The organism is Paenibacillus sp. FSL L8-0663, from assembly GCF_038008125.1.
Taxonomy (GTDB): Bacteria; Bacillota; Bacilli; order Paenibacillales; family Paenibacillaceae; genus Paenibacillus; species Paenibacillus polymyxa_D.
The window spans coordinates 1335154-1357661 of the sequence record NZ_JBBOYM010000001.1 but is presented as its reverse complement, the minus strand read 5'-3'; the positions used below and the strand labels follow the sequence as shown (position 1 = coordinate 1357661).

Sequence of the window (22508 nt, the reverse complement as noted above, 5' to 3'; positions counted from 1 at the left end):
CCGAACAGATTCGATCAGTTGAATCTACAGAGAAAACGGTACACAATCAGGCTATGCATGAGTAGTCTTATATTCGGATCAGACGCCTGCTCAGGGCCGGGGTGGTGAAGTTTTGCCATAGCCGTCTTAATAAACTCAATATTGAGATATTCGGCGGCTCGTAAATCATGACACATCAGTTGAAGCTCCCCCATAAACGTATCCCAACAAGGAAGCATACGATGTAGCCAATCTGCAGGCTGCACGCCGCGTACCCGCTGGTTCAACCGAACATCATCAGGTAGATGATCACGCATGGCCGTACGAATGAGGGCACGGTCCCGACCGTTTTGTACATACTGCTCAAAAGGCACCGATAAGCAAAAGCGAATTACCCGGCTGTCCCCGGTCGGATCACGTTCCCATAGGCCGTAACGTAGTGAAAGTTTGGTCGCGACCACACCATTTTTGTTGGCAATCGCCAAATTTGAGAACTTCTCTTTTCTCGTCTGATCGGCATTTTTCATCCAACCTGTTCCGCTCAATACAGGAATATCTTCTACATTCATCCGTTGGGCAAACTCTGGGTGAATCAGTGAAGGAACGGGACTGCTATGGCCACGCCGCAGCCATAAACGAGGTTCAAGTGAAGTCGCTTTCTTCAACATCACGGGGAGTAGATGAGACATACGCCTGCCCGTAAGCTTGCTGTACCGCCTCAATCCCTGAAAGGATTGCAACCAGTGCAAATGACGAAACTGACGGGCATAATAGTCCAGTGCAGGGCCCCACGATACGGAAAAATTGCCTCGTGCTCCGGTCAACAGTACACCGACATTGTGTTCCTGCGCTTTTTCATAAAAACCTCTGATCCAGAAGGAGTTTTCAAAATATTTGTAGGGAGCCTCCATCAAATCCAGCCAAATATCAATTTCTGAAAACGGACTTTTTCCCTCAAAATCCATATAGTTCTCGTGAATGTTGCCCACATAGCGAGCCGTAGAATGAATGTAGCTTCGTTCGTTCGCCAGCAATGTAGGCGGTGTCCAGTCTGTAAAATCTTGAACAGGCACATAGCTGTAGGCATGTAGCGGCTTTTGTTGCAAGTGCAGCGCTGGCGCGGCAAAGCTGGCAACCGCTCCGGAATCCAGCCCTCCGCTCAAGGCAGCCCCTACAGCGCGATGCGTCCGTAATCGGGCAGTGACCGCCTGTGTGAACACCTCGTGGAAAGCTTCTATGTACTCACCTCCTGTTTTGAGCCGCAGTGGCTCTACCTCATCCAGGCATGCATATTTATGAAGGGTTCGCTTCCCCTCCTCCATAGTGAACCAATGTGCAGGAGGAAGCTGGTTGATATGCTTGTAGGCGGTCGTCCCGATATCGACGGATTCCTGCATGGTGCGGATGGACAAAAATTCGGCCAGCCACGGTTCATGCAGTTCTTTTCGCAGAGAGGACAGGGCCAAAAGCGGAGCGACTACCGTGCTAAACGCGAATCCTCGGTCATGTTGGTAGATGTACAGCGTACGATGGCCTGTCATATCTCGAGCACCATATAATCGATATTCCTTGGCATCCCAAATGACAAAGGCAAAATCACCTATCAGATAACTGGCTGCCTCCACTCCCCATTTGTCATATGCCAGCAAAATCAGCTCGCTGTCCGTGATATCTTGCCGCCGTTCCTGCTCAACTCCCAGCCGTTCAAACAGCTCGGAACGATTGTCAATAATCGCATCCGCCGTGATTGCCAAATCTCTTAGCTCATCATAAAAGGGAAGACGCTCATGAACAGATTCCGGGGTCACATACTGGGCATGACAACCCAAAAAAATAGAGCCTTCACACCAAGCGCATACGCGGTCAGCGGGATATTTCCGCAGGGCCTGCATCATTTTCCCGCCTTCTTCGGTGCATACAGACTCATGCCCAAAGCTATAGATTCCGGCAATCGCACTCACGTTCTTCCCCCTTTTTCTTTTCCTATACTTGATAATGCTACAGACGCCAAGTACCTGAGTTTACGGGCCAAGAGGCTGCGAGATCGGAGACCTTGATGTGGGCGTTGATAGCTTTGAAGCTGAGCGATAAGACGGTTCCGCTCCTCATAGCTATGTGCCAACCTGTTTTCCAGTGATTGGATCCGTCGATCGTTCACGCTCTGGTCCACATGCATCCATGTCGGATCTTGGGGTGGAGTATGATGGATTGCATTTGTCATGAGTTCTCTGTTATCTGTATCCTGTTCTTCCAGCATCCGATAAGCTGCCTTCCATTCAAAGCCGCTTTGCTGGAGGAATTGTTGTGTACGTCGACTCAGCAGCTCCATATCTGGCTCATCTTCAAAGCGAACTCCAGTCATCTGTTCAGCCTGCTCCAGCGCTTCCGCGTAACCAAGTTGCTTAAACATGCGGGACCCAATGCTTCTGCAATACAGCTCAATTTCCCTTTTACTCAACACATGTTGCCAGCTATGTACCGAATCCTGATGCGCCTGTTCATGCTCTCCTACGAATGGATCGCCCGCTCCCATACTATAAAAAAGACTGGATTTGGGCGTATCCGCGAAATCTCCGTACTTTTCCATCCCCGCTTCATAATGGATTCCCAAAAAACTGCACAGTTTCTCGATCTCCATCGTTGGATTGGATACGAGTTGTTCATACCTAAGCGGGTATGCAAGTGGATGAGGTGTAGCAAAATAATGAGTATAACGGAACAAACCAACCGTAATATCCGTCATTTTCATATTAAAATGCGGACTCCCCAGTTCCTCCAGTAGTTGAAAACGTCCGTTCCGTAGCTGATTGACCTTTTTGAATGAGGCCACAATGGCCAAAGGGTTTCGGATAAGCCACAACCTGCGGGCAGCAGGGAATAAACGGTCTATAAATTCCAGCACCGTATAGTAACGCGGGGATTTGTCGATAAGCATATCTGCTGTTGTACCTTGAAGCAAACCATTATATATTTCAAGTGCATACGAACGGGAGGCCTGCTCCAATACGTCGGAGGGGACCATACCTTTAAAAAATTGCCGGAGTATCCCTGTTCCTCCATATGGACGTGCATGTGACTGCGGAAGATCATATAAACTGAGCAGAAACCACATTTCCTGCGTGGCAAACAGGCGGGAATGGTTTTGCAAAATGGCGGTAAGCAACGAGCTTCCACTCCGAGGGACACTTAACAGGAATACCAGCCCTCCGCCTTGCTTTTCAATCAAGCAAACTCCTCCTCTACCTCTGCTCAAGACACTTTAATAGATACATACCGTATTTTTATTATAAATTTATGATACATAATGTATCTTGTCAATCCTTTTGATGGATAAATTCAGCACTTCACGTTCATGTTAAACCCTATGTAGATCTAAAAGCTTAACAATCAGCCTGTAAATAAAGATTTTGCTGCATATTAGCCAAAGGAGGATAGCACAATGGGACAAGCTGTTAAAGGTACTATTACCATTGAAGGTCAGGAAATTCCTATCACCAACCCGGATAAACCGCTGTGGCCTGAAGCAGGCGTGACTAAGGCGCTGTATCTTCGCAAGCTCGCGGTACTGGCTCCCTTCCTGCTCAAATATTGTCATCATCGTCTGCTGACCGTCATCCGCTGGCCACATGGGATTCACGGTGATTTTTTTTATCAGAAAAATGCCCCACGTCCTCGGCCGGACTATATTGAAACCGCCCTGCATGATGGCATTGAATATATCGTGCTCGGCAAATTGCCACAACTCCTCTGGCTTGGTAATCAAGCTGCGTTGGAATTCCACCCCTCTCTGCACGAAGCGGGAAACAAGCTGCCCTGTGAATGGATGATTGACCTTGATCCATCCAGAGAGGTGGAGCCACGTATTATGGAGGCAGCCTCTATTGTCGGTGAAGTACTGGCTTCGCTTGGTTTGGACTCCGTCCCCAAAACATCCGGGGCCACAGGTGTACAAATTATCGTTCCGATCCGTACAGGCATAACCTTCGACGAACTTCGCAGCATCGGGCTATTAGTCGGACAGTTTGTGACAGAAAAGCACCCGCATCTGTTCACACTCGAAAGGTTAAAGAAGGATCGTGGAACAGCCATCTATTTTGATTATTTGCAGCATTATCAGGGGAAAACTCTGGCCGCTCCTTATACCCCGCGGGCACGCCCCGGCGCTACGGTCTCCACCCCGCTAACATGGGAAGAGGTACGGCAAGATGTATCACCACTTGACTACCATTTGCTGAATATTGAGGAACGACTAAATCAGGTAGGCGACTTGATCGACAAGGTTCCTCCCCAACCTGTAGAAGATGTCCTCAAGCATATGCGCACCAAGGCACACCGAACCTGATCCATGCTTGGAAGAACAAAAAAGGGGACGAACCCCGCAGCCATTAGGCTGAGGAATTGTCCCCTTGCGCTAGTGTATTCCTTTTTTCTTAAAGCGTCCGCCCTTCACATCGTGAATGTTACCGATCGCAACGAAAGCGTGCGGGTCCCAATCTTCAACGATGCTCTTCAGCTTCGCTTCCTCCAGTCGGGTGATGACGACGAAAATCACTTTCTTGCTTTCGCCTGTAAAGCCACCTTCACCTTCCAGATAAGTTACGCCCCGTCCAAGACGATCCGTCAGGGCATCCCCGATATCACGGTATTTGTCACTAATAATCCAGACCGATTTGGACTGATCCAGACCTTCAATCGTAATATCAATCATTTTCATGGCGATATAATAAGCAATCATGGAATACAGGGCATTTGGCCAACCGAACACAAAACCTGCACTTCCCAGAATGAATATGTTAACGAACAGTACGATCTCACCGACCGAAAAAGGAGTCTTTTCACTGACGAGAATAGCTACGATCTCTGTTCCATCCAGCGAACCGCCGGACCGAATCACAAGACCCACCCCAACACCGAGAATGACGCCCCCAAAAATAGCGCCGAGCAGCGGTTCACCAGGAGTCAACGCACTTACATTGTGAAGTAACGCGGTTCCAATGGACATAACGACGATACCGAATAATGTGGATAAAGCGAAGGTTTTACCAATTTGTTTGTAGCCGATAAGTAAAAATGGAAGGTTCAACAGGGTCAGGAAAATACCGAGCGGATAGCCAGTAATCTTGGAGGCCATAATGGAAATACCTGTAACGCCTCCGTCAATAACGCCGTTAGGAACCAGAAATATTTCCAATCCCACTGCCATCAGAGCTGCACCAACTACAATCATGGCTGCACGCTGAAACAGGCGTTTTACTTTGTTCTTCGGATTAGCTGGAATTTTGCTGATCTTGGTCAACTCTCCGGTCACATCTGTAATCTCAGATAAACTTTGGACTTCCTTGCTCACTACACTCATATATAAATCCCCCCGTTACAGTATGATATATTGGACAAAAAAGGGGCTGCTATCCGCAGTCCCCTATTCTTTACCGCGCTATTTATATAAATAGTATATCACAAAACTGTGATTTCGCGCAAAAAAGTTAGCAAAGAGCACATAAATCACAATAAAGCGGGATTATAGCGATAAAAACGACGAAAATCGCCTTTAAAGGAGTGGAGAGAGCATGCGAGTTAGAATTTCAGCTATTTTCTGAGATCTAGGCCGTCTGCGGAACACGTTTAAATCTATGCGTGAGGAGTTGGAAATGTCCTCTACAAAATCTGCCGAAAGCCGTTCCAGCGCTGAATTAGCAAAAACTACAGCGGTCAACTCAAAATTATAGAAAAAGCTGCGCATGTCCATATTGGCGGTCCCGACCGAGCCGAGTAAATCATCGACAATCACCACTTTGGCATGAATAAATCCTTTTCGATATTGGTAGAACTCCACCCCTGCCTCCAGCAGTTCTTGTACATAGGACAGAGACGCCAAATGAACTAACTTCGAATCGGACTGATAGGGAATAATAATTTTCACATCTACGCCACTGACTGCCGCCAGCTTGAGCGCCTCATAAATGCCCGGATCGGGAATAAAATACGGCGTCGTAATCCAAATCCGCTTTTTGGCAACTGTGAGCGCCCCAAAGCACATTTCCTGAATCGTATCCCATACCTGATCGGGACCGCTGCTCAAAATCTGTACTTCCTCATCCCCGGTACAGGTATGTGGAGGAAATAAATTCACATCCATCAGTCTCTCCCCTGAGGCCAGCTTCCAGTCACTAAGAAACGCATTTTGTAGAAAATAGACGCTATCTCCTTCAATCTGCAAATGCGTATCCCTCCAAAATCCTACTTTGGGGTATTTTCCGAGATAATCGTCGCCTACATTAATCCCTCCTACAAATCCAACCATGCCATCTACCACCACGATTTTCCTGTGATTGCGATAGTTAATCCGGCGGTCCAGTGTGGCGAAAAACGGAGGTAGAAAATAATGAAATTCCACTCCCGCCTCACTACAGGTGCGAATAAAGGAATAGGGTAAATTGTAGCTCCCCACACCGTCTACAACGAATCGTACTTTTACTCCCTCACGTGCCTTGCGGATCATGACCTCTTGAAACTTTCTTCCGATTTCGTCGGCCCGAAATATGTAAAACTCCACATGGATATGATGTTGCGCATGTTCCATCGCTGCCAGCATGGCCTCGAAGGCTTCTTCACCGTTCGTCAGCACACGTGTGCGGTTACATCCAGTCAACGGGTTTTCCGACATACGAATTAACTGGTTAAACAGGCGCTCCTGATGTTTGAAATGAGGATTATGCATTTGCTCCACATGTTCAATGACCTTGGATTGCGCCCATAGACGCTCGCGGAATTCACGAAACAGCTGCGATCCCCCTTTTCGAACCACTTTACGCTTCTGATAATCCTGTGCAACAAAGTAGTACACGACAAAGCCAATGAGCGGGAAGCAAAACAAAATAAAAAGCCAGGCTACCGCTTTGGACGGCTTGCGAAATTCAAAGAGCAGGATCGTCCCGGTCTGAAAAATAAAAACAATTAAAACCAACAGCAACCACAGCATGTCTAAGCCTCCTTATATATCTCAGGATTTTGCAAAATCCTCATCTACGTTTTATACTAAGCTCCAATTTTTTTGACATGTTTGCCTCTTAAGCTGAATAGATAGTAACCAAGCACTATAGGAGCGATGTCCGGAAAGGAGCGATTATGAAAAAAGGAAGCCTAAATCGCCGGATGACCCTGCTTGTTATTCGGGATGCACAGCAACCGCCCAAGCAGCTACAATGCTCTACAGCCGCTGTCATTCTCGTCCCGACTCTTGTGATCGCGTCTATCTCTACGCTCGTGATCGGGCTGCAAATCCGTTCTTCCCATATTATTTCCCAAATGGAAACGAATCTTGCTGTCCAGAGTTTGCAGATGGAGGTCACGGTAGCGGACAAGGATGCAGCCATTGGGCGACTACGGCAGGAAGTCATGGAGCTGACAAATCAAGCCACCCATATTCGTGAACGCCTTCAGCGCGTAACAGAGCTGGAACAGCAAATGCAACAATTCATTCGTAAACACGGAAACTCATCTGCCACAAGTAACCATAAAAAGACCATGACTCCGCTCTCCTGGGATGCTTCCGGCCATATTGGGGGTGAGCTGATCGCAGTACATGAAAATACTGCCTTCCTAACTCGCCAGGCAATGGATGATTTTCAGGAGATCGAATCTCTGTTGGACACGGTGGAACGTACGGTTCCTCGCTCTATTCAGCAAGCAAATGCCGTCCAGCAAAATCTGGAGCGCAAACAAGCCGCACAGTTACTCCAGACTCGTAGGCTGGCTCTTGCCGTGCAAGGGAAACCCTCCGTTTGGCCTGTAGGTTCACGGCGAATGACCTCCAGCTTCGGCTATCGCAGCGACCCTTTTACGGGTAGATCTGCCTTTCATTCAGGCGTGGACATTGCCGGACAAACCGGTGATCCTGTCTATGCAGCAGGAGCAGGCACCGTCTTGGAGGCTGCTTCTAGTGGAGCCCGCGGCAAGTGCATCATCATCCAGCATCCTGACGGACTCCAGAGCTGGTATATGCACCTGAGCGGCATGCAGGTGGCTCCAGGAGATCGTGTCCACAAAGGACAGACCATCGGTCTGCTGGGAAGTACCGGGAGAAGCACAGGACCTCATCTTCATTTTCAGATCGTCAAGCATAACCAACCTGTCGATCCATTACTGTATGTACAATGAGGATTTTGCAAAATTTTCACAATAAAAGATTGGGGGAAAACCATCATGTTTAAGGAATCCAAAAAAAAGCTCTCCACCCCAGCTATGGATACACTGCTCGCTAATGGCACCAGCTTTGAAGGTACAGTTGAAGCAGAGGCCAATATTCGGATTGACGGTCATTTTCAGGGCGATATCCGTAGCACTCGTACTGTCGTCATTGGAGAATCTGCTGTTGTACGTTCGGACATCTTCGCACAAGACGTCATTCTTGCCGGTAAGGTGTTCGGCAGCATTACTACAGAAGGACGACTGACCATTACGCCGACAGGTGAACTATACGGTAATACCGCGACCGCTGCATTGGTCATTTCTGAAGGCGGTGTACTGGACGGCACAAGTCAAATGAACCGAACAAAGGATGTAGAGTTGTCAACTTCTACGAATGAGCCAAACGACGAAACCCAATCTAGTTTCAGCAAAGACAGGGAGGACAGCCAAGCCGCTCTGCAATCCGAAGCAGGGTAAAATCAGGATATACTCCTTTAAATCCAGTGCATTCTCCATTCATTCCATAATATCCTCCACTCTGCGTTCCAAAAATAATTGGTATACCTTGCGTATGACGATTTTTCCGCACATATACAATGGAATCACCAAAATGATACCCAGAATCCCGAGCAGGTCGCCACCAACTAACAGTAAAATAACGACAGTCAACGGATGAATATCCAGCTGTTTACCAAAAACTATAGGTGACAGCCAATTATCCTGAATTTGCTGTGCAGCAATCACCACGACCAGCGACCAGAGCGCCATCGAAGGTGATTCGAGAAATCCAATAATAACCACGGGTATAGAAGCAGCCACTGCCCCCACATAGGGAATAAAATTAAGGAAAATCGAAATAACGGCGAGCAGCAAGGCATAAGGCAAACCAATAATTAAAAATCCAAGGAACATCATCACACCCAACGCGACATTGATCAGCACCCGACTGACGATAAAGCTGCTGAGTGCACTATCGATATCTTCCATAACCTCCAATGCGTCCTTGTGATATTTTTTAGGAAAGAAGTTTAGCATTTTAGGGCCAAACTTGCTCCCTTCCTTCAGCATGTAATAGAGCAATATGGGAAAGGTAGCCAATACGATAAAAAAGTAGGACACGAACGATACCAGCTTTACCGAATAATCAGATAGCGTCGAAAAGGCTTCGTTCAACGTATCTGACAGTTGTGACAGCGGGTCTTCACCCGGAGGCAGCACTTGTCTCAAGGATTGATTATGCCGCCATTGGCTCAATTGATCAACCAGACTTTTAATGAGCTTCGGCGCATTTTCAAATAAATTGGTTACTTGATCACGCAGCGTAGGCCACACACCCCATGAGAAAACAAACAATAACACTCCAATGACCAAATAAATCAGCAAGATGGAGATCGATCGTTTGATTTTTCTCCGTTCCATTACATCCACAATCGGCCTTAATAAATAATAGAGGAAAAAAGATAGCATTAACGGTACCACCAGCAAGCTGACCAAAGATACGAGAGGACTAAATATAAAACTTACTTTGGTGCCCAAGTAAATGATGAGTAATAGCATGACGATACCTGTAGTTACACGAAAAAAACGATTATTTTGCAGCATACCATGCGGCCCCCTCTGTTCTATTTCTCTCTACCTCTTTAAACGCAAAATGACCCTATTGATTGATTCTTGCTGAAAATAGATTACAATATACCCCTGCACGCAGAATATGTAACAAAAATGACATAGATACTGGATAAAACAGTGTTAAATGAGGATTTTGCAAAATCCTGAAATAACAAAAGGACGTCCAAATGCTGAGCATTTGAACGTCCTTTGTGTAACTCTAAGACACTGCGATTTAGGTTGAAACATCCCGTTTTACGAAAACCACCCAGGCAATGGCGATAAAAATTACATAATAAGCGGCCAGCACGGTGAGCGAAAAGGTTAGACTGGAACTTACCGTACCCGGCGGCATATCTAGATATTTTTTCAGATCCATATGCGTAAATAGTACGTATTTGGTCCATTCAAAACGATCTGTGCTGAACAAGCCAATAGAGTTATAGATTGTTTTGGTGAACATCATGAACAGCGACAGCCCAATCGCCAAGGCACTGGAACGGAAAACAGCGGACAGCATAAAAGCAAAGGCCATCGTCACGAACAAGGCAATATAGCTATACAAGAAGTTCAACGTTACGTAAGATATCGGATCACTGAACAGCGGAACAGAACCCGCTGGTGCATCCTTGGATAACATCAGCCATGAGGACAGCGTAACCATCAAGATCAAAATGATCGTTCCGAGCAAACTGAACAAAATCACGGATATATACTTGGACAACAATATTTTGCTGCGAGTCCAAGGTCGGATGAGCAGCAGCTTAATCGTTCCCCAAGTAAATTCACCAGCCACCGAATCAGCAGCTACAATGACCGTAAACGTCGTATTGAGGAAAAACGTAAACAACGTCGTCAACGCAATCCCATCCCACACACTGACCTGATCGGAAACCAGGGAGATCAGCATCGGAATCGCAGCAGTGATGACCGCCAGCAATCCCAGCATAATCCATGTGCGCACACGCAGGTAAATTTTCAGATTTTCGTTATGTACCAGTTTGAAGAAATCACCCAATAAACCCGCCTCCCGTCACTTCCAAAAATTGATCTTCCAGCGTACGGGCAACCGGGCGAATCGCATATACTTTAATTCCGTTTGCAGCCAGCAGGCTGTTCATCTCTGCGATCTGTTCCCGCTCCAGGTGAAGCAGCAGTTGATTACCTTCAACGCGTCCTGCTCCAGCAAGCGCATAGGCTTGTTCGGCATCATTTACCTCAAAAGCAATTTCCGCCGTCTGCACTTCCTCCCCTGTGTTCTTCAGTTGCTTGATATCAACCAGCCGTCCGCTCTGAATAATGGCTACACGGTCGCACATCAGCTCCATCTCGGACAACAAATGACTTGATACGAATACGGTAATTCCCTCCGTACGGGTCAATTGACGCAAATAATCCCGCAGTTCACGAATACCCTGCGGGTCCAAACCATTGGTCGGCTCGTCCAGCACAAGCAGCTTCGGTCGATGCAAAATCGCCTGAGCTACTCCAAGTCGCTGTCGCATCCCGAGCGAATAGGTTTTTACTTTATCGTGAATCCGGTTTCCGAGTCCCACCAAACGAATCGCTTCATCCACGCGTTCTTGGGTCACCCCAGGAGACATTCGCGCAAAATGCTGCAAATTTTGATAGCCTGTCAAAAACTTGTACATCTCCGGGTTCTCAACAATCGCTCCGACATGGGAAACGGCCTTTTCAAAATCAGTATTAATGCTGTCTCCACAAATATGAATATCGCCCTTGCTGATCGAAATCAGGCCAACCATCATACGGATGGTTGTCGTTTTTCCCGCACCATTGGGTCCAAGGAAACCAAATACCTGCCCCGCCGGAACATCCAGCGTCAGATCATCCACGATCGCTTTGGAGGAAATGATTTTACTCACACCCTCCATACGTATGACGGGAACCTGTCCTGTCGCTTGCTGCATGCTATGAAACTCCTTCCATCCGGAGTGAAGCTGTTATCCATTTACTGTACATTTCCGGTTTTGGAAGTATTGTACCATATTTAACCTTTTAGAAACACCTCGCAACCTCTATTCCTTGTCCTTGTATATCCAAAGCACCCGCCATTTCTCATCTTCCTGCGTCACATAACAAGGCTGTACGATATCAAAATTACCGAATCGGGTCTTGTAATGCTGAGTGACCGTAATACGGTAAACTTTCCCTAACTCTTCTCCATTCTGATCCGTACGAATGTCATATTCAGTCTGCGGCTCCCCCAGTTCAAACGTGAACGTATCCGTCCCCATATCCTGCATAAAAACGTGCGCACGCTGCTGTACATACGTAGATTTCTCGAATTTCTTTTTTATTTGCGAATGAAAAAGCTCCCATGAACCTCCGAAATTTCCCGATTGCTCCATCGTGTAGAACTCGTTCAGTGCTTCTACCGCTTGATCGCCCTCGCCTGTAGACATCACCCCACGCAGACCCAGCCACAGCAGCCATAACAATCCACATATGATGGCAAAATATAATAGCTTACGAACGAACGCCGAAGCCGCTCTTCTTCTAAACAGCACACACTGCCCCTCCCTCTGTTGGACTATACCGAATTCTCTACAGATGTATGTGGGACAAGCCTTTTTTAGAAGACTTTAGAAGAAAATAACGGGTGACCTCCCAACAGGGCACCCGCCTACATAAGGCTTACCTAAGGCGATATGGTAGTGGTAAGCATATGCTTCTCCAGCACTCCATGGATACGCTGGCGTTCCTGTTCATCCACCATGTAATAATACACCCCGTTGATTTTACGCCCATGTCCCTTCAGTTCAACGGTATCCGTCTGCTTGAGGGACGGACCGATCCGGGTCAGGAAGGTGGTCATATCGTCAAAGGTAATGTCTGTGCGAATCTGCTCCCCCGCTGCCTCCAGTATCGGTTTTACCCTCAACAGCCCTTCCTTGCTGATGGACTGGGCAAGAATTTGCTTGAGTAGCTCCCGCTGGCGAGCATTTCTTCCGAGATCCCCACGTGGATCATCGAAACGCATACGGGCGTAGGCCAACGCCTCAGCCCCGCTCAAGTTCAAATTACCCTGTGCAAAATGATGACCCTCATATTGAAAATCAAGTGGATTATGAACCTCGACTCCCCCCACAAGGTCCACCATTTTCGCAAACCCTTCCATGTTCATCTGTACATAGTAATCTATCGGATAGTTCAAAAAATGTTCTACCGTACGGATCGACATATCCACGCCCCCAAAAGCAAAAGCGTGATTGATTTTGTCCTCACGCCCCCTACCGATCAACTCTGTTCGCGTATCGCGCGGAATGTTGAACATCAACATAGAGCCTTCGGCAGGGTTAACAGACAAGACGATCATCGTATCCGATCGTCCTGGATCGTGAGACCGCCGATCTACGCCCAGCACCAGCACGGTGAACGGCTTGAACTGGGAGATGGCTGCCGGATTGGGTGTAATTGATCCAGAGTCTGTATCTACGGATCGCCCTGCTCCGCCCGTTGCAAGGGTAGAAACCGCCCCAGGCTGCACGATGCTGCGCGGATGATACATCGCATTCGCCGCTGTTTTAAAAGAATGATACACATAAGCGGTGTAGGCAGTAGCCCCTATGACCAATAACGCCGCAGCCCCCAATGTTATCTTCAGCCACCGTTTCATATGCAGCCTCCCCTTTACGGATTTACTACAGACTGATGACGATCTACATCCAGATTGTTCATCTGTGGCCTACCGACAGAATAGTATGCAAAGACGGATTGTCTGATTTGCTCCTCGCTATACACATTGCGTCCATCGATCATAATAGGATACTTCATAAGCTCATTCAGCTCACCCAGCCCGATTTCACCAAACTCCTCCCATTCCGTCAATAGACACAGTGCGTCGCATCCCTCTGCTGCTTCCCGTGCGCTATCTGCCCACGTTACTTCCGAGCTGTCCAGCAGTCTGCGGAAGTTAGCGGTAGCGATCGGGTCATATGCACGGATTTGCGCCCCTGCCTCCAGCAGCGACTGCATAATATCCAGCGCCGGGGCATCTCTTACGTCATCTGTATTCGGTTTAAAGGCCAGTCCCCATATACCAATCGTTGCTCCTTCCAGATCACCCAGCGCCTCTTTCAGCTTACGAATCACGTTAAAGCGTTGACCCTGATTCACTTCCACCACAGATTTCAGCAGCTTGAATTCATAGTCCACGTTGCCTGCAATTTGGATTAGAGCTTGTGTATCCTTTGGGAAACAGGAACCCCCATAGCCGATACCTGCAGACAAAAAGGAGGAGCCGATCCGCTGATCCAGCCCCATACCGTGTGCCACACGTGTAACGTCTGCGCCCACCTTTTCGCAAATATTTGCAATCTCATTAATAAACGAAATTTTGGTCGCCAAAAAAGCATTCGACGCATACTTGATCATCTCCGCCGAACGGATATCTGTGGTTACGATATTTGTCGTCAACGGCTCGTGCAGTGTAGTCAGCACAGCGGACACATGCGGATCGGAAGCTCCGATGATGATTCGATCTGGCTGTAGGGTGTCTATGACTGCTGAGCCTTCGCGTAAAAATTCAGGAACCGAAGCCACACCAAAAGAATAGTTTGTGCGGCTCGCAATCCAATTTTGAATACGTTCGTTCGTTCCGACAGGCACCGTGCTTTTGGTGACAATGACTTTGTAGCCATTCATGGCGTCTGCCACCTCGCAGGCTGCTTCTTCAATATAGGACAGGTTCGCTTCCCCGCCCGGCAGTGAAGGCGTGCCGACCGCCAAAATAACAATTTCAGCCGCCTCTACCGAAGCTGCCGTATCTGTTGTAAAGCTTAGTCGGCCTTGTTCTACATTATCTTTAATTAGAGCCTTTAATCCCGGTTCATAAATCGGCACCCCACCTGCACGCAACTGAAGAATTTTGTCCTCATTCTGATCTACACAGACGACGGTATTTCCGAGTGCGGCAAAACAGACCCCCGACACCAGCCCCACATACCCTGCACCTATTACACATAGCTTCAAAGCAACTCCCCCTTTTACATGCTGTCTCATTGCATCCTGCTATTACCGACTTCAATTCTCTATATCTCTTCCTGGAAGCCGATTATGATAAAGCGTAAGTCGTTTGTTTTGCCGATAAGATTTTAGAAAACGGTATACATACATCGGATTGTTATAGGCATACCTCTTCCATAAACGTCTCGGTTCGCAGATCAGACGATACAGCCACTCCAGCCCCAGCTTTTGTACCGCTAGCGGCGGTCTACGAACCTTTCCAGTGATATAGTCAAAGGCCGCCCCTACTCCAATCATCACGCCATGAATGCGGTCTTTGTTTCGATGCATCCATATTTCCTGCTTCGGGCAGCCTAAGCTGACGAATATGATATGCGCGCCAGACGCATTGATTTCATCAATGATCCGCTCCTCCTCATCTGGGTGAAGCTCACGAAATGGCGGTGAAAAGCTGCCCGCGATGCGGATCCCGGGGTAATCCTGTTCTACTCTTTCTTTTAAGCTATCCAGCGTATCCGGCGTACTGCCGTAAAAATATATACTCACCTTCGTCTGTGGCGCACGTTCGCACAACTTGAGCATCAGACTGGGACCATCTACCCGATCCTGATGCTCAAATCCGTACAGCTTGAGCGCCCATACCAACGGCATACCGTCCGGAGTACACAGATCTGCTTGAGTGAGCGCTTCGTAGAACTCGGAATGATTCCCGGCTGTGACAATGGAATGCGTGTTGCAAATACAAACATAGCCGTCCTTTCGTTCGACTGCCCATTGTTCCAGCATGTGTACCGTCTCCTGAAACGTAAGTGCTGCAATATCTGCATCCGCAATCCTTCCGACTCTATATTGGGGCAGCTGCTTCATAATCATGCTCCTCCATCGCCTCGCTATATATCGCCATCAGCTGCTTCACATTCACTTCTTCCGTATAGCGTGCAGCGTAGTTTTCCGACACCTTCTGTCTCATAACTGCATAGTTTTCATAGGCTACTGCACAGCGAATCACGGTCTTTATATTCTCCAAATCATCATGTTGAAAATGGAAACCCGTCACCCTGTCCTCTACGACTTCCTCCAGTGCACCGAGCCGGCTGCATAATACCGGAGTTCCAACAGAAAAAGACTCTACAATGGTCATGGGAAATCCTTCATACCAAATGGAAGGCACCATGACATACATGGCCCGGCTCATGCAATCCAGTACCGTGTCTCCATCCTGCTTACCGAGAAACCGAACATCTTCCTGTGGATAAGCAGCGGTCAATTCAGCCTTTTCCGGACCATCTCCAATGATGACCAGTCTCAATCCCCCCCGATCTTCCAACTGTGACCAAGCTTGCAGCAGATTGCGAACCCCTTTTTCAGCTGAAATCCGTCCCACGAACAATAAATAACGATCATTCGGGTCATATTGGGTTTTCACTGTTTTATGATGGACAAAATTTGGCTTTACCGCGATACGATCCAGTGGAATACCGCTTTCGGCAAATTTGTCCCGTGCAAACTCTGTCAGCGCGATATAGCGACTTACCTTGTGCTGCCATGTGCCGATCAGATCGTTGAACTTAATCATCGCCGCTACCGGAATCGTCTGAAGCTGTGAACCTCGATAGCATCCATGACGGATGGAATGCAGCAGCGTGCCGTGCAGACATTTTTCACAAACCTTATTCCCTCGCATAAAGGTTGCCGCCGGACAAATCAGCCTGTAATTATGCAGTGTCTGGACAACCGGAATCCCCAGCCGTTCACAAGCATGATAGACCGAAGGGGATATAACCGGAAAAAAATTATGCACATGTACCACATCTGGCTTCATCTGTAAAAGCAGCTTCTTGATTCTTTTGAATTCCGGCAGAGACCATGCCGCCTCTACCGCCAGCTTTGCCATGTTCGCTAGCCCTCTGCTTTGAATGCTGTCGTTGTGCACATAGTAATGCTCTGTCTCTATTCCTCTGGAACGCAGCATAGCCGATTCTTGCTCGACAACCTTGTCTTCTCCCCCGCTTTGCTGATAAAAGTTATGGATGATCAGCACCTTGCTTACAGGAGGGTTCATCTGTCTGCTGACCTGTTGGCTCACGTGGCTGCCCCTCTTTCCTGCGTTGATTGCATAGCGTGGTTAGAATTCTTGGGCTTGACCCCTTGATGGCTTACGATTTCATCTGCGATGTGATCCCACGACATACGCTCGACCGTAAGAAAAGCCTCCTCCGCCATACTTCGTCTCAGCTCAGCATTATCCAGCAAAGCGCCTATTCGACCAGACCATTCCTCTTCTGAAAAGCTTCTCAGCATCACCCCGCTCACTCCGTCCTCAATCAAGGTAACCGAGCCCCCGTTTACCGAAGAGATAATCGGGACGCGAAACAGCATACTTTCCAGCAGTACCATACCAAAAATATCGTATTGGGTCGGAAACAGCATCACATCCGCCGCTCCGTAAACCTGCCACAGATGACGTTGCTCCACTCTTGTAAAATGTATAATACTGTCCGTTATTCCCAATTCATGAGCATATGTCCAGTAGCGGTCTGTGTCCGTCTTCCGTCCATTCCCGACCATTAACAAAAGGCAGCTAGGATGCTTTTGGAGCACCCTTTTGAACGTACTCAGCATAAAACGTATATTTCTCCGTTCCTCCAGTACACCAACATACAGTAGTACCGGACGATCACCGATTCGACGCAGCTCATTCGCGACCTCACGGTTTTCCTCACGTTCTCCGCTTATGTCTTCACTGTTGTTGCTGATGTCACTGTTGAATGCTCTCTCTACTTTACTGCGATCTAGTCCGACTCCAATCGTAACCACGTTGTCAAAACCTTTATTCTCCAGATAGCGCTTGGCGAGATCGGATTTGACATAGGTACGGCGTAGAGATTTTGTTACCTTCGGCAGCAGCATAATATCGTACAGTTTGCGGATCAGCGCGTGCGTGTTATCCCGGTATGGGCCGTGATACAACGACAGCTTATCGGGACATTTACGGGAAAGCAGATAGGTCATGATCTGGTTGTATTCTGTAGTAATGACCAGACCATAAGCATCCAGAAAAGAATCTTTGAGAACATCTCTGTAGATGCTGTTGCTTAAGAACTTAAACCCGTGGAGCCAGATAATACGCAAGGTGCATCCTTCGTGACGGTAGACTTGTTCCAGATGGGTTTCCTTACGATCGTTGTAGTAAACAATGTCGCAATCATAGCCTTTTCGAACGAGTGCTTTGCCCAAACCGACTTCCTGTAAATTGTATGAGTCCCCGTTCACCTTGCTGGCAAAATTGCGGAGATACAATATTTTTCGAATCATCATCAGGGCTCCTGCCATTTCATATTGAGTGAGTTATGGAGCACGGAGGGTTCAGAGAACGCTGCGCGTTCCATTTGATCTTCCGATCGCTGTTGCAGTGGGATTCCTGGATATATAAAACATTCCGAGGTAGGAATCCCACTGCAAAGGCGAACGCTAGCGCTTCTTCAGATTCAAATGGACCGCTCCGCTGCTGACCACCGTGTCCATAAAGTCACCCCATTTAAAAAAAGGGAATGCTGGGTATGAAGTGCCCTCGCTGCGTGGATACGCGAGCAAATGCATGCAGGGCGCTGACCTCGTCGAACAGCTTGTGAGCTTGGTACGGTTATGGCAAGCTCACAAAACAACATGGAACTACTACCGCTAGCTGACCAAGATGCCTTAACTATGGCTAGACTGTCGCCTGTCCAGATTGTTATCCACCGGACCCTGTCACCCTGACAGAGAACTGTACAGAGCATTAATTACGCCGGGATGCATGCCCGGCATAGAAGTTCTAGGCGATAGGGCGAAGCTATCACCAGGCGGCTTTTACCTTCCCCACCCAATAGGCTGGGGGAAATTCTTTTTGGCGGCGGTGGGTAGCGGAGGGTAAGGATTTGAATCTGGAGAAGCGGCAGCGTTCGCCTTTGACGAGGGATTCCGCCCTTTTACAGGGCCTATTCAATCTAGGGAATCCCTCGTCAACAGCGATCGGAAGATCAAATCCGTCCCGCAGCGGACTTCCATCCACAAAAGTCGCTCCAGGATCAAATCCGTCCCGCAGCGGCCTCCCCCCTCCAACTTGAATGTTCCCGTTGCCTCTCCTCCGTCATCTGCATATTAAAATGATCTGCCCCTTTGAGCTGGGCAGCTGCCATATCTGCCACTAGAGTTACACTCGATTCCATCGGCACAAAGCGGTATTTGTAAGCTGTAAGCCGATGATCGGTTTCGTGAAATAAAATATCCTGAGCGTAATTCCCCCATCGGTCCTTGGGCATCAAATCAATGGTCATACCGGCATGCGCAGAGGGCAGCAGCATATTAGAGCCGTGGATGCCGATCACTAATCGGCTGGCTGCATATACCTTGCAGACCCGCAGCTCACTTTCCCGGTCGAAGCGTGTGACACGCTCATCAGAAATCCATGCCGGGAAACTCCCGGTACGCCCAAGTCCAGCGACTGTAAAGCGATGATCCGGGAAGCTTTCTCTCAGCCTGCGGAACAGCCGTATGATTTTACTGCGCTGATGATAAATTAGCGGTTTTAGCCCACGTTTGAGCTGCGGAAATTTCTGTACCGCTCTTGCGATATGATGGCTGCCGCTCCACAAGCGGTCTTCCCTCCATACGAAGGTAATGCGCGGCTCCGGCTCACGATCCTCGTTATAACGGGAGACACCTGTAAACTGCTCAATATCAAACTGATTGGGATGTGAATACGCCGGGCTGACATACACCTCATCAAAACGCATCAGTTCCTCAATCATCCGATGATGTAGTACAGGATAAAAGTTTCGTGCCCTGCTGAACGGCACATCAACCGTCCAAATTTCAGACACATATGCTGGCACCATCCACTCCAGCGACTTTTGCACAATGACGATGATGCCCAGGTCCGGCGATTGCTCGTATTCGCGTTGCACATTGAGCAGCTTGAGCAAAGCATGACCATACAAATAATCCATTGTGTTGACGATGATTACACGTGTAGAAGCTTTCATTTTATGCACGGTCATGCCGACTGCTAAGTCATAGGAAGGATTCATCAACGATTGTCGCAAAGGTTCTCCGAGCCATTTTCTCGACTTCGCATCACCGGTCAGAATATAGTCAGGCATTTCTACACGATAAGGTGAATACGTAGCATGGCCGACCCTCATGTCCTCAAGATATTCGCGTCCGCACCCCTCACACATAGTGCTGACACATACATGGATTCCCTGCCACAGCACCTCTCCACCACGTACCTTACCTCCACAATGCGGGCACTGTTCCTCATGCCGAACAAACGGTTTAATGGGTATCATGATTGTTCTCTCCAACTTTCGGTACTGTAATATGAACACGCCAGAAGGTCAGGATGGACTTCATCATCCAACCCAAATTAGATTTAACTTCCTTAAACAACAAATCTAATAGAAATACAGATATCGTAAAGGACAAAATCGTCGCCACTAACGACCCTCGGACACCAAGCAACGGGATTAGCGCGTAATTGAAAGCGATATTCGTGACCGCCCCCACCACCGAGGTCAGCAGCGTGTATCTGAACAAATTTTCATTGGTAATAAACAAGCTTTTAGCAACACTGAAGTTGGTGAAAAACAGACGAATCGCGAATAGAGACAACAGCGAACCTGCTTCGGTAAATTCTCTCCCATACAGCACAACCACTACCCATTGGGATAGAAAAAATAAAGGTACCGAGGTCACAAGAAAGCATATAAACATCAGCCGATACACCTTGGACAATGTCTGTCTGTATTCGTCGCTTCCTTTCTGCTTGGAACGTGTCACCACCGGAGCATAAGCCGTTGTCAGAACGACCGGAATGAAGCCCAACACTTCGATGAGTCGGAGTGCAACGGAGTATTGCCCAACCGCAGCGTTTCCCAGCAGTTCACCGATAATGACTTGGTCGATCCGTGCCTGTACATATACAGCGGAGGATGACAGTATAAGCGGCCAGCTGTGATTCATGATTCGCCGAGCTGTGGCTAAACGGAACGTCCATCGGTTCACACGTCGTCCTTCCTTATGGAAGAAATACAGCAGCAGCAGGCTTCCCAACAAAAACTCTCCATGAGCACACAACGCCACCATCCATATCGGAACACCCGATAACAACAAAATGATTTTGACAGTGGAGCCGAGAACAAAAGCGGTATTCTTGGCAACAACCGTGTATTTGGACAGCATCTGCGCACGAAACCAGTAGTCGATGATATCAAACAATTGAAATACCGAGGCCGTAGCCAAGATCAGATTGATCAACCGTACCGAACTGTCTTCCGGTCTGAGTAGTGAAATGAAGGAATAGGACAGTACAATGGCTATTAGAGTACCTAACAATTTCAACAGAACCGCCGTACCCAATAGCTCATGCTCATCCTTGGGGTCTTTGACAAGATCGCGTACTAATATAGAATCAAAGCCAAGGGTCGTAAAAATCAGAAACATCCCGAAAAAGGATTCCGCATAATTCCACTTTCCCAGTTCCTCTGGTCCCAACACTCTCGCCATGATGATGCTGACTGCCAGGCCGAACACCATGCGAATCATTTTGTCACCGAACAGCCAGGATGTATTCACCAGCAAACTTCTGCGCGGTTTGGCGCGTTTTTCGACTAATGTCATAGGTTTTACTCCATCTTGAAAAAATGACCTTGCGTACAGCGAAGAGACCCCCCGCCCAGGCGGATGGCCTCTCCATCTCTTACACGACGACAGAAGCTTCAACTGCAGCCTGCCTTTTTACCCGCTCCAAGTCTGTATCCACCATCATACGAATGAGCTGCTCGAAGCCTACTTCCAATCGCCAGCCCAGCTTTTCTTTCGCCTTGGCACAATCGCCGAGTAATAGATCTACCTCTGCCGGACGGACAAATTGAGGATCGATCACGACGTAATCCTCATAATTTAAACCTACATGGGAAAAGGCAATTTGCAGCAGTTCACGCACAGAATGCATTTCTCCCGTGGAAATGACGTAATCATCCGGTTGATCCTGCTGAAGCATCAGCCACATCGCCTTTACATAATCCCCTGCAAAACCCCAGTCTCGCAGTGAATCCAAATTTCCCATGCGCAGCTCTTGCTGCAACCCCAGCTTGATACGAGCTACCGCATCCGACACTTTACGCGTTACAAATTCCAATCCTCGACGTGGGGATTCGTGATTGAACAGAATGCCAGAGCAAGCAAACATATCAAAGCTTTCACGATAGTTCACTGTAATCCAATGGCCGTACACTTTGGCAACACCGTAGGGACTACGTGGGTAGAACGGGGTCGTTTCTGTCTGCGGTGTCTCCAGCACCTTACCAAACATCTCGCTGCTTGACGCCTGGTAAAAGCGCGCTTCCGGTTTGGCAATTCGAACCGCCTCCAGCATATTGGTGACAGATAATGCTGTAATCTGCCCTGTAGCCAACGGCTGCGGCCATGAGGCCGCTACGAAGGATTGAGCAGCCAAGTTGTAGACCTCATCCGGGTCGGACTGCCGGACGGCTTCAATCAATGAAGCCAGATCGGTCATATCACCGGAAAGCCAGTGGATGTCATTCTGGATATGCGCTACATTTTCAAAGTTCGGTGTGCTGGTTCGTCTGCGCATCCCGTACACCTCATAATCTTTGGATAGCAGCAATTCAGCCAGATAGGACCCGTCTTGCCCGGTAATTCCTGTGATCAGCGCTTTTTTCATTCCAATTCCCCCACCG

Annotated in this window: 19 protein-coding genes; 3 read left to right on the top strand and 16 right to left on the bottom strand. The window is 48.2% G+C overall.

The annotated features are described in order from the left end of the window. Positions 1 to 14 precede the first annotated feature (14 nt). Together MKY75_RS06080 and MKY75_RS06075 are read right to left on the bottom strand one after the other, a co-directional pair. Entirely contained in the window at positions 15 to 1940 is a 1926-nt protein-coding gene (locus tag MKY75_RS06080) for an asparagine synthase-related protein (RefSeq protein WP_340884678.1), read from the bottom strand. Continuing rightward, positions 1937 to 3205, bottom strand: coding sequence for a sulfotransferase family protein (locus tag MKY75_RS06075; protein WP_340884676.1), 1269 nt, complete (start codon positions 3203 to 3205; stop codon positions 1937 to 1939). The genes MKY75_RS06080 and MKY75_RS06075 overlap by 4 nt, the downstream gene beginning before the upstream one ends. A 213-nt stretch (positions 3206 to 3418) precedes the next feature. Here MKY75_RS06075 and ligD point away from each other — a divergent pair, with 213 nt between their 5' ends. Beyond that, on the top strand, positions 3419 to 4321 hold the full coding sequence (gene ligD / locus MKY75_RS06070; protein WP_029516225.1) for a non-homologous end-joining DNA ligase: 903 nt from the start codon (positions 3419 to 3421) through the stop codon (positions 4319 to 4321). Between the two features lie 69 nt (positions 4322 to 4390). Here ligD and MKY75_RS06065 read toward each other — a convergent pair whose 3' ends face one another. Beyond that, entirely contained in the window at positions 4391 to 5335 is a 945-nt protein-coding gene (locus MKY75_RS06065) for a YitT family protein (RefSeq protein WP_029516224.1), read from the bottom strand. A gap of 192 nt (positions 5336 to 5527) precedes the next feature. Then, entirely contained in the window at positions 5528 to 6958 is a 1431-nt protein-coding gene (cls, locus tag MKY75_RS06060) for a cardiolipin synthase (protein ID WP_029516223.1), read from the bottom strand. Between the two features lie 146 nt (positions 6959 to 7104). On the opposite strand from cls, the gene MKY75_RS06055 reads away from it, so the two are divergent. Next, positions 7105 to 8136 carry a M23 family metallopeptidase gene (locus MKY75_RS06055; protein WP_029516222.1) on the top strand — a complete coding sequence of 344 codons (1032 nt, stop codon included), beginning with the start codon at positions 7105 to 7107 and terminating at the stop codon, positions 8134 to 8136. Between the two features lie 45 nt (positions 8137 to 8181). Then, entirely contained in the window at positions 8182 to 8643 is a 462-nt protein-coding gene (locus MKY75_RS06050) for a bactofilin family protein (protein WP_340884674.1), read from the top strand. A gap of 39 nt (positions 8644 to 8682) precedes the next feature. On the opposite strand, the gene MKY75_RS06045 is transcribed toward MKY75_RS06050, so the two are convergent. The 12 genes from MKY75_RS06045 to gmd all read right to left on the bottom strand — a co-directional run bounded on the left by MKY75_RS06045 (position 8683) and on the right by gmd (position 22492). Beyond that, on the bottom strand, positions 8683 to 9768 hold the full coding sequence (locus tag MKY75_RS06045; protein ID WP_029516220.1) for an AI-2E family transporter: 1086 nt from the start codon (positions 9766 to 9768) through the stop codon (positions 8683 to 8685). A 241-nt stretch (positions 9769 to 10009) separates the two neighbouring features. Beyond that, on the bottom strand, positions 10010 to 10792 hold the full coding sequence (locus MKY75_RS06040; RefSeq protein ID WP_029516219.1) for an ABC transporter permease: 783 nt from the start codon (positions 10790 to 10792) through the stop codon (positions 10010 to 10012). Beyond that, a complete protein-coding gene (locus tag MKY75_RS06035) occupies positions 10785 to 11705 on the bottom strand; it encodes an ABC transporter ATP-binding protein (RefSeq protein ID WP_340884670.1) in 921 nt (306 codons plus the stop codon). Before MKY75_RS06035 ends, MKY75_RS06040 begins: the two co-directional genes overlap by 8 nt. 108 nt (positions 11706 to 11813) lie before the next feature. Beyond that, entirely contained in the window at positions 11814 to 12305 is a 492-nt protein-coding gene (locus tag MKY75_RS06030; protein WP_039269558.1) for a hypothetical protein, read from the bottom strand. A 131-nt stretch (positions 12306 to 12436) separates the two neighbouring features. Beyond that, the gene (locus MKY75_RS06025; RefSeq protein ID WP_029516216.1) at positions 12437 to 13414 is read right to left on the bottom strand and encodes an LCP family glycopolymer transferase; all 978 of its coding nucleotides are present in this window, start codon (positions 13412 to 13414) and stop codon (positions 12437 to 12439) included. A gap of 14 nt (positions 13415 to 13428) precedes the next feature. Next, positions 13429 to 14769 (bottom strand): UDP-glucose dehydrogenase family protein, encoded by a 1341-nt coding sequence (locus MKY75_RS06020; protein WP_165144669.1) that lies wholly within the window; start codon positions 14767 to 14769, stop codon positions 13429 to 13431. Between the two features lie 51 nt (positions 14770 to 14820). Beyond that, on the bottom strand, positions 14821 to 15630 hold the full coding sequence (locus MKY75_RS06015; RefSeq protein WP_340884667.1) for a WecB/TagA/CpsF family glycosyltransferase: 810 nt from the start codon (positions 15628 to 15630) through the stop codon (positions 14821 to 14823). Beyond that, a complete protein-coding gene (locus MKY75_RS06010) occupies positions 15608 to 16849 on the bottom strand; it encodes a glycosyltransferase family 4 protein (protein ID WP_340884665.1) in 1242 nt (413 codons plus the stop codon). Before MKY75_RS06010 ends, MKY75_RS06015 begins: the two co-directional genes overlap by 23 nt. Beyond that, positions 16846 to 18078: a glycosyltransferase family 4 protein gene (locus MKY75_RS06005; RefSeq protein ID WP_340884663.1), complete on the bottom strand. Its 1233-nt coding sequence runs from the start codon at positions 18076 to 18078 to the stop codon at positions 16846 to 16848. The genes MKY75_RS06010 and MKY75_RS06005 overlap by 4 nt, the downstream gene beginning before the upstream one ends. 752 nt (positions 18079 to 18830) lie before the next feature. After that, positions 18831 to 20093, bottom strand: a complete 1263-nt coding sequence (locus MKY75_RS06000) for a hypothetical protein (RefSeq protein ID WP_340884658.1) — start codon at positions 20091 to 20093, stop codon at positions 18831 to 18833. Continuing rightward, positions 20080 to 21423, bottom strand: a complete 1344-nt coding sequence (locus MKY75_RS05995) for a flippase (protein ID WP_340884655.1) — start codon at positions 21421 to 21423, stop codon at positions 20080 to 20082. The genes MKY75_RS06000 and MKY75_RS05995 overlap by 14 nt, the downstream gene beginning before the upstream one ends. Before the next feature lie 79 nt (positions 21424 to 21502). Continuing rightward, entirely contained in the window at positions 21503 to 22492 is a 990-nt protein-coding gene (gmd, locus tag MKY75_RS05990; RefSeq protein ID WP_029516209.1) for a GDP-mannose 4,6-dehydratase, read from the bottom strand. Between the last annotated feature and the right edge of the window lie 16 nt (positions 22493 to 22508).

Excerpts from the sequence above, each read along its gene's own strand:
- ligD (WP_029516225.1), top strand. The coding sequence starts at position 3,419 with ATGGGACAAGCTGTTAAAGGTACTATTACCATTGAAGGTCAGGAAATT.
- MKY75_RS06065 (WP_029516224.1), bottom strand. The coding sequence starts at position 5,335 with ATGAGTGTAGTGAGCAAGGAAGTCCAAAGTTTATCTGAGATTACAGAT.
- cls (WP_029516223.1), bottom strand. The coding sequence starts at position 6,958 with ATGCTGTGGTTGCTGTTGGTTTTAATTGTTTTTATTTTTCAGACCGGG.
- MKY75_RS06055 (WP_029516222.1), top strand. The coding sequence starts at position 7,105 with ATGAAAAAAGGAAGCCTAAATCGCCGGATGACCCTGCTTGTTATTCGG.
- MKY75_RS06050 (WP_340884674.1), top strand. The coding sequence starts at position 8,182 with ATGTTTAAGGAATCCAAAAAAAAGCTCTCCACCCCAGCTATGGATACA.
- MKY75_RS06045 (WP_029516220.1), bottom strand. The coding sequence starts at position 9,768 with ATGCTGCAAAATAATCGTTTTTTTCGTGTAACTACAGGTATCGTCATG.
- MKY75_RS06035 (WP_340884670.1), bottom strand. The coding sequence starts at position 11,705 with ATGCAGCAAGCGACAGGACAGGTTCCCGTCATACGTATGGAGGGTGTG.
- MKY75_RS06025 (WP_029516216.1), bottom strand. The coding sequence starts at position 13,414 with ATGAAACGGTGGCTGAAGATAACATTGGGGGCTGCGGCGTTATTGGTC.
- MKY75_RS06015 (WP_340884667.1), bottom strand. The coding sequence starts at position 15,630 with ATGAAGCAGCTGCCCCAATATAGAGTCGGAAGGATTGCGGATGCAGAT.
- MKY75_RS06005 (WP_340884663.1), bottom strand. The coding sequence starts at position 18,078 with ATGATTCGAAAAATATTGTATCTCCGCAATTTTGCCAGCAAGGTGAAC.
- MKY75_RS06000 (WP_340884658.1), bottom strand. The coding sequence starts at position 20,093 with ATGATACCCATTAAACCGTTTGTTCGGCATGAGGAACAGTGCCCGCAT.
- MKY75_RS05995 (WP_340884655.1), bottom strand. The coding sequence starts at position 21,423 with ATGACATTAGTCGAAAAACGCGCCAAACCGCGCAGAAGTTTGCTGGTG.
- gmd (WP_029516209.1), bottom strand. The coding sequence starts at position 22,492 with ATGAAAAAAGCGCTGATCACAGGAATTACCGGGCAAGACGGGTCCTAT.